Source organism: Cupriavidus sp. HE11, from assembly GCF_056097175.1.
In genome coordinates, this window is sequence record NZ_CP184465.1 from 95,638 (window position 1) to 109,006 (window position 13,369).

Annotated in this window: 11 protein-coding genes; 6 read left to right on the forward strand and 5 right to left on the reverse strand. The window is 64.8% G+C overall.

All coding sequences use genetic code 11. The features are described 5' to 3' along the window. Positions 1–36: 36 nt before the first annotated feature. A complete protein-coding gene (locus tag ACOABP_RS17890; protein ID WP_474229198.1) occupies positions 37–438 on the reverse strand; it encodes an RT0821/Lpp0805 family surface protein in 402 nt (133 codons plus the stop codon). 561 nt (positions 439–999) lie between these two features. On the opposite strand from ACOABP_RS17890, the gene ACOABP_RS17895 reads away from it, so the two are divergent. Beyond that, the gene (locus ACOABP_RS17895) at positions 1,000–2,514 is read left to right on the forward strand and encodes a glucan biosynthesis protein G (RefSeq protein WP_474229200.1); all 1,515 of its coding nucleotides are present in this window, start codon (positions 1,000–1,002) and stop codon (positions 2,512–2,514) included. Continuing rightward, positions 2,487–5,093 (forward strand): glucans biosynthesis glucosyltransferase MdoH, encoded by a 2,607-nt coding sequence (gene mdoH / locus ACOABP_RS17900; protein ID WP_474229202.1) that lies wholly within the window; start codon positions 2,487–2,489, stop codon positions 5,091–5,093. The genes ACOABP_RS17895 and mdoH overlap by 28 nt, the downstream gene beginning before the upstream one ends. 75 nt (positions 5,094–5,168) lie before the next feature. Here mdoH and ACOABP_RS17905 read toward each other — a convergent pair whose 3' ends face one another. Beyond that, complete coding sequence (locus tag ACOABP_RS17905; RefSeq protein WP_474229203.1) at positions 5,169–5,750, reverse strand: hypothetical protein; 582 nt, start codon at positions 5,748–5,750, stop codon at positions 5,169–5,171. A 261-nt stretch (positions 5,751–6,011) separates the two neighbouring features. Here ACOABP_RS17905 and ACOABP_RS17910 point away from each other — a divergent pair, with 261 nt between their 5' ends. Next, the gene (locus ACOABP_RS17910) at positions 6,012–7,226 is read left to right on the forward strand and encodes a Bcr/CflA family multidrug efflux MFS transporter (RefSeq protein ID WP_474229205.1); all 1,215 of its coding nucleotides are present in this window, start codon (positions 6,012–6,014) and stop codon (positions 7,224–7,226) included. Positions 7,227–7,244: 18 nt separating this feature from the next. Here ACOABP_RS17910 and ACOABP_RS17915 read toward each other — a convergent pair whose 3' ends face one another. Then, on the reverse strand, positions 7,245–8,105 hold the full coding sequence (locus ACOABP_RS17915; RefSeq protein ID WP_474229206.1) for a mechanosensitive ion channel family protein: 861 nt from the start codon (positions 8,103–8,105) through the stop codon (positions 7,245–7,247). 233 nt (positions 8,106–8,338) lie between these two features. After that, on the reverse strand, positions 8,339–9,541 hold the full coding sequence (locus tag ACOABP_RS17920) for an ammonium transporter (RefSeq protein WP_474229207.1): 1,203 nt from the start codon (positions 9,539–9,541) through the stop codon (positions 8,339–8,341). Positions 9,542–10,103: 562 nt separating this feature from the next. Here ACOABP_RS17920 and ACOABP_RS17925 point away from each other — a divergent pair. The 3 genes from ACOABP_RS17925 (at position 10,104) to ACOABP_RS17935 (ending at position 11,539) form a co-directional block, all read left to right on the forward strand. Beyond that, positions 10,104–10,385, forward strand: a complete 282-nt coding sequence (locus tag ACOABP_RS17925) for an HU family DNA-binding protein (protein WP_008651272.1) — start codon at positions 10,104–10,106, stop codon at positions 10,383–10,385. Between the two features lie 180 nt (positions 10,386–10,565). Further along, positions 10,566–11,054, forward strand: coding sequence for an acyl-CoA thioesterase (locus ACOABP_RS17930; RefSeq protein WP_092601105.1), 489 nt, complete (start codon positions 10,566–10,568; stop codon positions 11,052–11,054). Next, positions 11,051–11,539, forward strand: a complete 489-nt coding sequence (locus ACOABP_RS17935; protein ID WP_474229210.1) for a CreA family protein — start codon at positions 11,051–11,053, stop codon at positions 11,537–11,539. The genes ACOABP_RS17930 and ACOABP_RS17935 overlap by 4 nt, the downstream gene beginning before the upstream one ends. Positions 11,540–11,579: 40 nt before the next feature. Here ACOABP_RS17935 and ACOABP_RS17940 read toward each other — a convergent pair whose 3' ends face one another. Further along, complete coding sequence (locus ACOABP_RS17940; protein ID WP_474229212.1) at positions 11,580–13,346, reverse strand: class I adenylate-forming enzyme family protein; 1,767 nt, start codon at positions 13,344–13,346, stop codon at positions 11,580–11,582. Positions 13,347–13,369 lie beyond the last annotated feature (23 nt).

Below are 13,369 nucleotides of genomic sequence, written 5' to 3' on the forward strand. Positions count from 1 at the left end.
GCCGGGCAGCGGCCGCGTTGCTACGGTGCAGCGGCTTCAGTCTTCGACGTGCCGGGCCTTCCAGGTACCGTTCGACTGCTTGCAGAACCAGCCCGACCAGGCCTCGGTGGCGCTGCCACGCTTGAGATCAGACTTGAGCCGGCGGCACTTCTGGCCCTGGTCGGTCTTCGTGGCAATCGGGCTGATCGTTCCATCGACGGCCTGGCGCCGGTTTTCGGCCGGATAGTGCCATTCCACGACCTGGTTATCCTCCGTTTCATTGAGCGCCTTGCCCACGGATTGCTGCAGCGAGGCCGCTTCCTTCTTGGTCAGCGTGCCGATGATGCTGCCGGACAGATAGGTCTGGAAATATGCGAACGCGGGTTGCGTGGTGCCCAGGATCAGGGCGCAGCCCAGGCTGGCGGCCAGGGTCGGACGGATTAGGCGCCGTACGTGCATGTCGATTCCTCGTGACTGAAAAAACCGGTGGATGAACGGGGCGATTGTAAGCGCCGTGCCCCGGATTCGGTGCATCTCAATGCACAAGCGCGCGTGTATCTGCCCGTTTGATGGTCCACCCCCCGGACATCAGCGCCCCTTCATGGCGCCTTCCCGCGCATGATCTATGCTTGACTTCAGCCTTTGAGCGCACGCGCGAGGCGCCTTCCAGCCCACAGGCGAGACATTTTGTTGCAAACGTTGCGGTGACGAAACGTGACTTTTAAGGCTCGAATTGTTAAGGTTTCGCATCGCATTGCAACAATCCCGACAAGCGTACGTTGCGCCCGTCCCGACTGTATCGGACCTGCGCACCATTGCCGCGCCTGATGCGCCGCACGCTGGTCCGTCTTTTGCTGTAGCCACTCGTTGAAGTTTCCTGACGTATTCCGGTGCGGTCGCTTCGTCCGGCCGCCTGCTTCCCTGCCAACCCTGTCTACGGCCTTCATGTCCGCATATCCGACGTCGTTCCGCCCTGTCCAACGCCCGACCGCCGCGCCCGCGCGCCGCTTATCCGGCAGGATGTCAGGGCTGGGGCGCTGGATTGGCGGCGGCATGCTGGCCGTGCTGGCACTGACCGCCCACGCATTCGATTTCGAGACCGTGGCGGCGCGCGCGCGCCAGCTGTCGGCGTCGCCGTACAAGCCGCCCAAGGTGCAGGAACTGCCGCGCGAGCTGAAAGAGCTGACTTACGACCGCTATCGCGAGATCGAATACAAGCCCGAGCGCTTTGCCTGGCGCGGGGCCCGGCTGCCGTTCGAGATCTCGTTTTTCCACGAGGGCATGGTGTTCGACCAGCCCGTGCGGATCAACGAGGTGGTCAACAACAGCGTGCGTGAATTCCGCTTCGACCCGGCCGCGTTCAATTACGGGTCGCACAAGGTCGACCCCGCCAAGCTCAAGGGGCTGGGGTTTGCTGGTTTCCGGCTGATGTATCCGCTGAACCAGGGCAAGCGCAAGGACGAACTGGCGTCGTTCCTGGGGGCCAGCTACTTCCGCGCGCTGGGCAAGGACCAGTGGTATGGCCTGTCGGCCCGCGGCCTGGCCGTCGACACGGCACTGAACTCGGGCGAGGAATTTCCGCGCTTTACCGAATTCTGGATCGAGCGGCCGTCGGCCAACGACAAGCAGCTGACAATCTATGCGCTGATGGACTCGCGCCGCATGAGCGGCGCCTACCGCTTCATCATCAAGCCCGGCAACGAGACGGTGATGGAGGTCAAGTCTCGCCTGTTCCTGCGTGAGCATGTGACCAAGCTTGGCCTGGCGCCGCTGACAAGCATGTACCTGTTCGGCGAGAACCAGCCATCGCCCACCACCGATTTCCGCCCCGAGGTGCATGACTCCGACGGCCTGTCGGTGCAGCTCGGCACCGGCGAATGGATCTGGCGTCCGCTGGTCAATCCCAAGCGCCTGCTGGTGACGTCGTTCGCCGCGAACAATCCGCAGGGCTACGGCCTGATGCAGCGCGACCGCAATTTCGACAATTACCAGGAGATCGGTTCCTGGTACGAGCGCCGTCCGAGCGGCTGGGTCGAGCCCAGGGGCAACTGGGGTTCGGGCCGCGTGGAACTGGTGCAGATTCCGACGCCGGACGAGACCAACGACAACATCGTGGCGTTCTGGGTGCCGGACAACCCGCCCAAGCCGAAGCAGGCGTTCGACTACGAGTACCGGCTGAAGTGGCAGAAGGACGGCGAGAACCTGCCGCCGCTGTCGTGGGTCACGCAGACGCGCCGCGGGCAGGGCCTGACGCGCAAGCAGGACGACACCAGTTTCTCGCTGGTGGTGGATTTCGAAGGCCCCGCGTTCAAGAAGCTGCCCGAGGAGGCACGCCTGGACCCGGTGGTATCGGCAGACGCCAACGGCGAACTGCTCAAGACAACAGTCCAGCGCAACGAGGCCACGGGTGGCTGGCGCATGACGATGTTCTTGCGACGCAAGGACGAGAACAAGCCGGTTGAGTTGCGCGGCTATCTTCGCAACGGCAATACAACCCAATCCGAGACATGGAGCTACATCTTACCCCCAGGCTAAAGCAGCGCCCGGCCCAGGCGGCGGCAGCATGCGAGCGCTATGTCGACCGCCTGCCGGCTTCGCCCGAACTGCGTAGCGAACTGCTGGCCGATACCCCGAAATCGCTGATGTCCAGCGTGCCGGCCGAGGGTATCGAAGTGCCGTCGGCCATGATTGAATTGCAGACGCGTCTGGCCGGTCGCGATCCGAAGGACAAGGAAGCTTCAGATTTGAGTGACGGTAGCGCCCCGGGCGGGGCAACCTACGCATCGGTGGGTCGTCGCTTTGCGATGGCCTATGGCAACCCGCAGGTGGACGGCGAACCGCTGCTGCAGCGAAACGACGACGGCACCGTGCGCGTGAATACGGGGCCGGACCCCGAGCGCGCCTCGATGGTGCCGCGCCAGTGGCCGCCGCATATCGTCTGGGGCGGCATCCGCAATGCCTGGCGCAAGATGCTGGGCCGCCCGCCCGTGCCCGAGACCTGGGACACGTTGCACGACGGCCCCGACGCCGAAGGCAAGTGGCACCCGGCCGGCTCGCACCGCCGGTGGTTCCTGCTGGCGCTGGTGGTGGGCCAGACCATCATGGCCACGTACTTCATGTCGCGTGTGCTGCCGTACCACGGTGCCGATCCGCTCGAAGTGGCTATCCTGACGCTGTTCGCGATCCTGTTCTCGTGGGTCTCGGCAGGTTTCTGGACGGCGATGATGGGCTTCCTGGTACTGTTCAAGGGGGGCGACAAGCACCTGATCTCGCGCAGCGCGGCCAGCGATGCGCCGCTCGACCCGTCCGCGCGGACGGCGATCATCATGCCGATCTGCAACGAAGACGTGACGCGCGTCTTCGCGGGCCTGCGTGCCACGTACGAATCGCTGGAACGCACGGGCGAGCTGCAGCACTTCGATTTCTTCGTGCTCTCCGACAGCGGCAATCCGGACCTGCGCACCGCCGAGCACGATGCGTGGATCGAGCTGTGCCGTGCCGTGGGCGGTTTCGGCCGCATCTTCTATCGCTGGCGCCGCCACCGCGTGAAGCGCAAGACCGGCAACGTGGCCGACTTCTGCCGCCGCTGGGGCAACAAGTACCGCTACATGATCGTGCTGGACGCCGACAGCGTGATGAGCGGCGACTGCCTGGCGACGCTGGCGCGCCTGATGGAAGCCAACCCGGGCGCGGGCATCATCCAGACCGCGCCGCTGGCCGTGGGCCGCGACACGCTGTATGCACGCGTGCAGCAGTTTTCCACGCGCGTCTATGGCCCGTTGTTTACGGCGGGGCTGCATTACTGGCAGCTTGGCGAGTCGCACTATTGGGGCCACAACGCCATCATCCGCATCAAGCCGTTCATGGAGCACTGCGGGCTGGCGCCGCTGCCAGGCAAGGGCCCGCTGTCCGGCGAAATCCTGTCGCACGACTTTGTCGAGGCCGCGATGATGCGGCGGGCAGGGTGGGGCGTGTGGATTGCCTACGACCTGCCGGGCTCGTTCGAGGAACTGCCGCCGAACCTGCTGGACGAGGTCAAGCGCGACCGCCGCTGGTGCCAGGGCAACCTGATGAACTTCAGGCTGTGGATGAAGCAGGGCTTCCATGCCGTGCACCGGGCCGTGTTCCTGACCGGCATCATGGCCTACGTGTCGGCGCCGCTGTGGTTCCTGTTCCTGCTGCTGTCCACGGCCGCGCTGGCCAAGCACGCGCTGGTGCCGCCCGAGTACTTCACCAAGCCGTACCAGCTGTTCCCGACCTGGCCCGAATGGCATCCGGAAAAGGCGCTGATGCTGTTCTCGGCCACGGCAACGCTGCTGTTCCTGCCGAAGCTGGCAAGCGTGATCCTGCTGCTCAAGGACGCGAAGCAGTACGGTGGTGTGGTGCGCCTGTTCCTGAGCATGCTGATCGAAATGACGCTCTCGGCGCTGCTGGCCCCGACGCGCATGCTGTTCCATACGAAGTTCGTGATCGCGGCATACAGCGGCTGGGGCATTTCGTGGAAGTCGCCCCCGCGCGAGGACGCCGAGACCACGTGGGGCGAAGCTTTCCGCCGCCACGGCTGGCACACGGTGCTGGGGCTGGTGTGGGGTGCGGGCGTGTACTGGCTGAGCCCGGGCTTCATCTGGTGGCTGCTGCCGATCGTGGGCTCGCTGGCGATGTCGATTCCGCTGTCGGTAATGCTGTCGCGTGTGTCTCTGGGTCGCGCCGCGCGCCGTGCCGGTTTGTTCATGATCCCCGAGGAAACCTACGTGCCGCGCGAGATCGTCGAAACGCAGCAGCATGTGGAAAACGCCCAGGAAACGCCGCGCTTCGTCGATGCCGTGGTCGATCCCGTGACCAACGCGCTGATGTGCGCCACGGCCACGCCGCGCACGGTACAGCCGGAGCCGGCCAGGTTGCAGCATGCATCGCTGGTGCAGCACGCGCTGACCCATGGCCCGGGTTCGCTGTCGCCGGCGCAGAAGCATGTGCTGCTGGGCGACCCGTTCGCATTGTCGAAGCTGCACGAGCTGGTCTGGGGATCGCCGCTGGCGGACGCCGCGTGGAAGGAAACGCGGGTGCTGCTGCGCCGCGCGCCGAACGTGCTGCCCCTGAGGCCACGGGCGGCATGAGCGGACGGTACCCGCAATGAAGAACGGCAGGCTCAAGGCCTGCCGTTTTTTTTGCCCGTTTCAAACGGATGCGTTTCAGCGCAGCGCCGACACGCAGATCGGTGCGTTGATATAGACGTCGCCCACGCGGCGCTCGCCGCGGTCGTTGCGCGTCATGTAGCGGAACATCATGCTGACGCCGAGCTTGGTCAGGATTTCCACGTCGCGGTTGGCGCAGATGTTGCGCTGGAGCGGCGCGGCGTAGTTCACCTCGAAGCTGGCCAGGTCAAGCATCGGGCCGCGGTAGTTGGTCAGTTCCAGCTGAAACAGCACGTGCTTGCCCGGTATCGACTGGCAGCGGCGCAGGCGCGTCTCGCCATCGATCTCGATGGGCAGGATATCGTTGAGCTGGCGGCAGGCGCGCGCCAGCACACTGTCCGGGCGATTGGTATTGCGCAGCAGTTCGGGGACGCCGGCCGCACCGGTGTTCTGTCCGGTGGCCGCGCCCTTGAGCATGCGTGACAGGGCCTCGGCTTCGTCGACCGCCACGGGCGCGGACGACGATGCCGGTGCCATGGCGGGCGGCCTGCCAGGCGCTGCCCATGCGGGCAACGACGGCAAGGCTGCCAGTGCAACCAGGCTCAGCGAAGCAATAAACGGCGTATGTCGTATGGTCATGCAGGATAACGTTGCCGGGGACGGGTCCCGTGATCCGTCTCCCGCGATGCGTCTGACTGCGTGGTCTGGGGTACATCCGTCCCGACAGGCAGGCATTGTACCCTCCACCCCGCCACACGTGAAAGCAGCGCCACCCGTGGTGCCGCACCGGCAGCCGGTTTGCGGCAGATTTTCCACGGTACTTCTGGTGACTTGACGCCCGCTCCGCCAAGCGCTTGCCCGCCATGCAACAATTGCGGCTTGTCTTACCGGAACCCTTTCATGACGTCCTCCGCAAGCGCGCGCACCGACGCGCGCTTTCCGCTCTGGCTGCTGATCTGCGCGTCGCTGACCGCCATCGCGCCGCTCTCCATTGACATGTACCTGCCCAGCTTCCCGGCGCTGGCGGCCGATCTGCATACCGATATCGGCAGGGTACAGCTGACGCTGGGTACGTTCCTGGTGGGACTGGCCATCGGACAGGCGTTCTACGGGCCGGTCAGCGACCGGTTCGGGCGCAAGGCGCCGCTCTATGCGGGTCTGACGATCTATGGCGTGGCCGCCGCCGGTTGCGCGATGGCGTCGAGCGTGGAGTCGCTGATGGTCTGGCGTTTCCTGCAGGCGCTGGGTGGCTGCACCGGGCTGGTGGTGTCGCGTGCGGTGATTCGCGACCGGCTCGAGGCGCGCGAGTCCGCGCGGGCCTTTTCGTCGCTGATGCTGGTGATGGGCCTGGCGCCGATCCTGGCGCCGCTGATCGGTGGCGCGGTGCTGGCGGCCACGGGCTGGCGCGCGATCTTCTGGATCCACTGCGGCGCGGCCGTGCTGCTGCTGTGGCTGATCCACACGCGGATGGAAGAATCGCTGGACCCGCAGCGCCGCCGCACGCTGCATCCCGGTACCGTGCTGCGCGGTTACTGGGAGCTGTTGCGCGACCGTGAATTCCTGGGCTACTCGCTGTCCGCCGGGTGCGTGCAGGGGGGCATGTTCGCCTATATCGCGGGCTCGCCGTTCGTGCTGATCGAACTGCATGGCATCGATCCCTCCCACTACGGCTTTGTTTTCGGGGCCAACGCATTTGGCCTGATCGCAATGTCGCAGGTCAACGCGAAGCTGGTGCGCGCCCGTGCGCTGGACGACGTGCTGCGTGTCGCGCTGATCGCGCCCTGCGTGGCGGGCCTGACGCTGGCAGCCGCCACGCTGCTGGGCGTGGCCTCGCTGCCGGTGCTGCTGTGCTGCTTCTTCGTATTCCTGGCCGGGCTGGGCTGCATCACGCCCAATGCGTCGGCACTGGCGCTGGCGCATCAGAGCCATCGGGCCGGCACGGCGTCGGCCTTGATGGGCACACTCCAGTTCGGCTTCGGCACGCTGGCAGGTGCGGCAGTCAGCGTCTGGCACGACGGTACGGCGCTGCCGCTGGCCGTGGTGATGGCGGTCTGCGGCAGCGGCGCCGTGCTGCTGCGTCTGTACGGGCGGGCCGGCATGCGCCAGCCCGGCTGATCGCTGCCGCTTGCCGGCTCAGGCGGCCTGGTTGGCCGGCTGGGTCAACGGCACCGCCGGTGCATTCTGCATGACCACCATCTGTGCCGGCATCGGGGCGGCGAATCCGGCCGCGCCGAAGCTGTCGCGGATGGTGCGGTTGGTATCGAAATACACCTGCCAGTAGTTGTCGTTATGGCAGTACGGACGTACCGCCAGCACCGGGCCCACCAGCGTGAATTCCAGGATCTCGACGTCGACCGGCGGGTCGGCCAGCACGTTCGGGACGGCCGCCAGTTTTTCCTTGAGCAGCGCGATGGCTGCCGTCGCGTCGGTGGTGCCGGCCAGTTGCGCCTTCAGTTCCACGCGCCGGAACGGATTGGCCGTGAAATTCTGGATCGTGTCGCTGAAGATCTTGTTGTTGCCGATCACGGTCAGGACGTTGTCCGGGGTGTCGAGTGACGTCGCAAAAAGACCAATTTCGCGCACCGTACCGGTCACGCCGCCCACGGTCACGAAATCGCCCACCTTGAACGGACGCAGGACAACCAGGAAGGCGCCGGCGGCGAAGTTCGACATCAGCCCGGACCACGCCATGCCGATGGCTACGCCGGCCGCGGCGATCAGCGCCGCGAACGTGGTGGTCTGGATGCCGAAATAGCCGAGGATGCCGATCACCAGCACCACATTCAGTGTGACGGTGACAATCGATCCGACATAGCGCAGCAGGGTGGGGTCGACGCTTTGCTTGGACAGTGAGTTCTGCACCAGGCGCACCACGAAATGGATCAGCCAGCGGCCTACTACCCAGAATGCCAGCGCGGCCAGTATTTTCACGCCGAATATGGTGGCATAGCTGTAAATGACGTCGCGGATGCTTTGCAGCGAGGTGGTATCCATGAACATGCTCCTGTGATTTACGGGCAGGAAAAACCAGGGACAGCAAAACCGGAAGGTGCTGTCGATAATGTCAGGATCACAAGGCACGCCTGTGTCGGCGTTTACGGAATGGGCAAGGGCATTATTGGGCGCCCGCCAGCGAAAGTTCAAGTCAATCTTTTTTGCGCGCCAAGTAAAAACGGCCGGGTAAATGCCCGGCCGCTTTTTCACACATTGCTTTGCAAATCCGTGGGTTACCAGTTCGTTTCACGCTCCGGCGTGGCCGAGATCCGGTGCAGCGTCAGGTCGGCGCCGTTGAATTCCTCTTCCGGGTCCAGGCGGATGCCCACCAGCTTCTTCAGCGTGCCGTAGACCACCGTGCCACCGACCAGCGCGACCACGATACCCATCAGCGTGCCGGCCACCTGGGACACCAGCGATACGCCGCCCATGCCACCCAGCAGGTGGCTGCCGAAAATGCCCGCGGCAATGCCGCCCCAGGCACCGCAGAGGCCGTGCAGCGGCCAGACACCCAGCACATCGTCGATATGCCATTTGTTCTGGGCCAGCGTGAACATATGGACGAACAGCACGCCGGCCACGACACCGGTTACCAGCGCGCCCAGCGGATGCATGATGTCCGACCCGGCGCATACCGCCACCAGCCCGGCCAGCGGGCCGTTGTACGAGAAGCCCGGGTCGTTGCGGCCGGCCGCCCATGCCGCCAGCGTGCCGCCGACCATCGCCATCAGCGAGTTGATGGCTACCAGGCCACTGATCTTGTCGATGGTCTGCGCGCTCATGACATTGAAGCCGAACCAGCCCACTGCCAGCACCCAGGCGCCCAGCGCCAGGAACGGGATGTTCGACGGCGGATGCGCGCTGATGCGGCCATCCTTCTGGTAACGGCCACGGCGCGCGCCCAGCAGCAGCACGGCGGGCAGGGCGATCCAGCCGCCCACGGCATGCACCACCACCGAACCGGCGAAGTCGTGGAACGGCGCCCCGGTCACCGAGGCCAGCCAGTCCTGCACGCCCAGGCGGTTATTCCAGACGATGCCCTCGAAGAACGGATAGACAAAGCCCACCAGCACGAAAGTTGCCATCAGTTGCGGATTGAACCGCGAGCGCTCCGCGATGCCGCCCGAAATAATCGCCGGGATGGCCGCGGCAAACGTTGCCAGGAAGAAGAACTTCACCAGTTCGTGACCATTTTTTTCGGCCAGCGTCTCGGCGCCGGCAAAGAACTGCACCCCGTAGGCAATCGTGTAGCCGATGAAGAAGTAGGCGAGTGTCGACACTGCGAAATCGACCAGAATCTTTACCAGTGCATTGACCTGATTCTTCTTGCGAACCGTGCCAAGTTCCAGGAAGGCGAACCCGGCGTGCATTGCCAGCACCATGATCGCGCCCAGCAGGATGAACAAGGCATCCGTCCCTGTCTTCAGGTTGTCCATCGTTACCTCATGCTCAAAATGGGAGCACGGACAAGCAATTAGCGTTCCAGTTTTGGCCGCAAAACGGGGACTGCAGCGCCAAATCAGGGCGATACGCACACAACTGGCGATTGCTGCATCCGGGAAGCAGGTCCTGGGCGAACGGGCGCGGGGCGATTCCGGGGCATGCATGCGCCAAAACGACGCATACCGCAGGGCGGAATGGAACTCGAATGGTGCATGACGCGTTTATGCACCGAAATAGAGCGATGACGTCCGTTGCCACGAGTGTGGCAAATGGGGGTGTAAATTGCGTGTTTCAGTGGAGTATCGGCAACTTTCTGCTGGTTTCACAAAGTGCGTCGTCCGATACGTCCAGTCTCCGAAATGTGATGTGCCGATTCGGAAAACAGAGGGGTAAAAACCCCGCTAAGTCTTGTCAGAGAACGATTTCCGGCAGTTTTCGTTGCATCGGTGCCACTGGGGATTGCTCAAGCTGCAAAGGGCAGATTAGACTGCGCCGATCGGACTTTTGCCACTTGGGAAAAGTCCGGTGACGACGACCAAACAAGGGAAATCAGCCATGAATAAAGGTGAACTGGTATCGGCCATCGCCGCGGAAGCAGAACTCAGCAACGCCGCCGCCGAGCGCGCGCTGAACGCTGCGCTGGACAGTATCAAGAAGGCAGTCGCGAAGGGTGACTCGGTCACGCTGGTGGGTTTTGGCAGCTTCAGCTCGGGCAAGCGTGCTGCACGTACCGGTCGCAATCCGCGCACCGGCGAAACGATCAAGATCCCGGCCGCCAAGACGGTGAAGTTCTCGGCCGGCCAGGGTTTCAAGGACGCCGTGAACAAGAAGAAGTAAGCGCATCGCGTCCCAGGAAGTAAAGAAAGCGGCCTGCAGGGCCGCTTTTCTATTTTGTCCCGCGGATTATTCAGACTGTCTGGCGCCCGGCAGCGGAAAAACGCGCCGTCCGGTATGCCATGACGCGGCGCACCGGGTTACACTGCCCGCGCCTCAGGCTCGATTTCTGGATTTTCTGCGATGAATGATTTGTCCCACCAGCTGTCCATGACCGTGCTGATGACGCCGGACATGGCCAATTTCTCCGGCAATGTCCACGGCGGCACGATCCTCAAGTACCTGGATATGGTGGCCTACGCCTGCGCTAGCCGCTATGCCGGGCGTTATGTCGTGACGCTGTCGGTCGACCAGGTGGTGTTCCGCCAGCCGATCCACGTCGGGGAACTGGTGACGTTCCTGGCGGCGGTGAACTTCACGGGCCGCAGCTCGATGGAAATCGGCATCAAGGTGGTGACCGAGAACATTCGCAGCAAGGTGGTTCGCCATACCAACAGCTGCTATTTCACGATGGTGGCCGTGGACGACAACGGCACGCCGGCCGAAGTGCCGCCGCTGCAGCCGCGCGACGAAGTGGAGCGCCAGCGTTTCGAAGCCGCCAAGCAGCGCCGCGCGCTGCGCCAGGAAATGGAGCGCCGCCACGACGAGATCAAGGGGGCGACCACCGAATGACGCCCAGGCCGTTGCGCAATGTCGTGGCAGTCGGGCTGGCCTGTGGCTTGGCCACGCTGCTGGCCGCCGCCCATGCCGAGGAAATCGGTAGCGTTTCTACGAATTTCCGCGTGACGGGGTCGGACAAGGTCGTGATCGAGGCCTACGACGATCCGCAGGTCGAAGGCGTGACCTGCTACGTGTCGCGTGCCCGCACCGGCGGCATCAAGGGCACGTTCGGCATGGCCGAGGACCCGCCCGAGGCATCGATTGCCTGCCGCCAGGTGGGTACGATCGCGTTCAAGGGGCCGCTCAAGGCGCAGGAGGACGTGTTCTCGGAGCGCATGTCGATCCTGTTTAAGACGCTGCACGTGGTGCGCGCCGTCGATCGCAAGCGCAATACGCTGGTCTACCTGACCTATTCGGACCGGATTGTCAGCGGCAGCCCGCAGAACGCGGTAACGGCCGTCCCGGTGCCTGCCGGGACGCCGATTCCGGTGAAGTAACGGTCTCGCGGCGTCGCCAGGCTCGCGACGCCGCGCCTTCCTATTCGAACAGCTTGCGCAGGTTCGACTTCAGGACCTTGCCGTTCGGGTTGCGGGGCAGCATGTCGTCGCGGACGATGATTCGCACCGGCACCTTGAACGCGGCCAGCTGCTGGCGCACGAAATCCTGCAGCTCGGCTTCGGTGACCTGTGTGCCCGGCTTCAGGCTGACCACGGCGCCCGGTTCTTCGCCCAGCGTGCGGTGCGCAATGCCGACAACCGCCGCATCCATGACGGCCGGATGCGCATACAGCGCGCTTTCCACCTCGATGCAGTAGATGTTCTCGCCGCCGCGGATCAGCATGTCCTTCATGCGGTCGACGATGTAGAGGAAGCCTTCCTCGTCCAGCCGCGCCACGTCGCCGGTGTGCAGCCATCCGTCGACAAAGGTCTTTGCCGTGGCCTCGGGCTTGTTCCAGTAGCCGCGTACGACGTTGGCGCCGCGCACCATCAGTTCGCCGATCTCGCCGGTCGGCAGGGCATTGCCGAAGCCGTCGTCGATCTTCATTTCGCCGATGGGCAGCGTTGGCCCGCTGGCATCCGGCCGGTGGATGTACTCGTCGGCGCTGTGGCTCGTAAAGGTGGCGGATGTTTCCGTCATGCCCCAGCCGATGCCCGGCGCGGCGTTCGGAAACGCTTCCTTGATCCGGCGGACCAGTTCTGGCGACGCCGGCGCACCGCCGTAATGGACGTTTTCCAGCGACGTCAGGTCGAATTCGTCGCGCCTTGGATGCTCGATGATCTGCCAGGCGATGGTGGGCACGCCGCCGGCCGAGGTGCAGCGCTCGCGCTCGATCAGCTCCATCGCACGCAGCGTGTCCCAGCGATACATCAGCACGATCTTGCCGCCGCTTGCCAGTGCGCCGTTCAGCACCGACATGCAACCCGTGACGTGGAAGAACGGCACGGCCAGCAGCGCGGCCTTCTGCGGGGCGTCGGGATTTGCCTCCGGTACCGGCTCGCCGCGCCGCAGCAGGTTGCGCAGCGGGCTGAACTGCGCGCAGACGGCCACCGAGCAGGCATTGCGGTGGGTGCCGACGGCACCCTTGGGTTTGCCGGTGGTGCCCGACGTGTAGAAGATCGTGGCGTCGTCTTCGGGGTCGAGCGGCACCAGCGGCAGCGACTGCGATGGCAGTGACGGCCAGGCGTCGGATTCGCCGATCACCGAGGCCAGCGGCACGATGCGCGGGTCGTCGAACGTGGTGCCGGCCGGCGCGCGGGACACGTAGATGCGTTCCAGCGCAGGGCAGTTGGGCAGGTGTTCCAGGATGCGGTCGAGCCGCTCGTGGTCGACGATGGCGATGCGGCTGCCCGAATCCGACAGCCCGTATTCGAGTTCGGGGCCGGTCCACCACGCGTTCAGCGGCGTGACGATGGCGCCGGTCAGTAGCCCGGCATAGAATGCCACGGGCCACTCGGGCAGGTTGCGCATGGCCACGGCCACGCGGTCGCCCTTGCGCACGCCGTCGCGCACCAGCTGGTGCGCGAGCGCGGTGGCCGCCAGGGCAAACGCGCGATAGCTGACGCGTTCGTCCTCGTAGACCACGAACGTCTTCTCGCCCCAGGCCGCGGCGACCAGGAACAGGTCGCGCAGCGTGGGCGGCGCGTTCTTCCAGACCGTCGTGGGAATGCCCCGGATCACACGCGTCTCGGTTTCGAACGGCGCGCCGGAAGCGGTCAGCCGGGCGTGCGCCTCGGCAATCGACATGACCGGCCACTGCGGGCCGGCCTGCGAGGGTTGCTGCGGATGTTGCGGATGTTGCGACATGCGTTGCCTCCCGCGCAAAACAG

Excerpts from the sequence above, each read along its gene's own strand:
- ACOABP_RS17925 (WP_008651272.1), top strand. The coding sequence starts at position 10,104 with ATGAATAAAGGTGAACTGGTATCGGCCATCGCCGCGGAAGCAGAACTC.
- mdoH (WP_474229202.1), top strand. The coding sequence starts at position 2,487 with ATGGAGCTACATCTTACCCCCAGGCTAAAGCAGCGCCCGGCCCAGGCG.
- ACOABP_RS17905 (WP_474229203.1), bottom strand. The coding sequence starts at position 5,750 with ATGACCATACGACATACGCCGTTTATTGCTTCGCTGAGCCTGGTTGCA.
- ACOABP_RS17930 (WP_092601105.1), top strand. The coding sequence starts at position 10,566 with ATGAATGATTTGTCCCACCAGCTGTCCATGACCGTGCTGATGACGCCG.
- ACOABP_RS17890 (WP_474229198.1), bottom strand. The coding sequence starts at position 438 with ATGCACGTACGGCGCCTAATCCGTCCGACCCTGGCCGCCAGCCTGGGC.
- ACOABP_RS17940 (WP_474229212.1), bottom strand. The coding sequence starts at position 13,346 with ATGTCGCAACATCCGCAACATCCGCAGCAACCCTCGCAGGCCGGCCCG.
- ACOABP_RS17910 (WP_474229205.1), top strand. The coding sequence starts at position 6,012 with ATGACGTCCTCCGCAAGCGCGCGCACCGACGCGCGCTTTCCGCTCTGG.
- ACOABP_RS17915 (WP_474229206.1), bottom strand. The coding sequence starts at position 8,105 with ATGGATACCACCTCGCTGCAAAGCATCCGCGACGTCATTTACAGCTAT.
- ACOABP_RS17935 (WP_474229210.1), top strand. The coding sequence starts at position 11,051 with ATGACGCCCAGGCCGTTGCGCAATGTCGTGGCAGTCGGGCTGGCCTGT.
- ACOABP_RS17895 (WP_474229200.1), top strand. The coding sequence starts at position 1,000 with ATGTCAGGGCTGGGGCGCTGGATTGGCGGCGGCATGCTGGCCGTGCTG.
- ACOABP_RS17920 (WP_474229207.1), bottom strand. The coding sequence starts at position 9,541 with ATGGACAACCTGAAGACAGGGACGGATGCCTTGTTCATCCTGCTGGGC.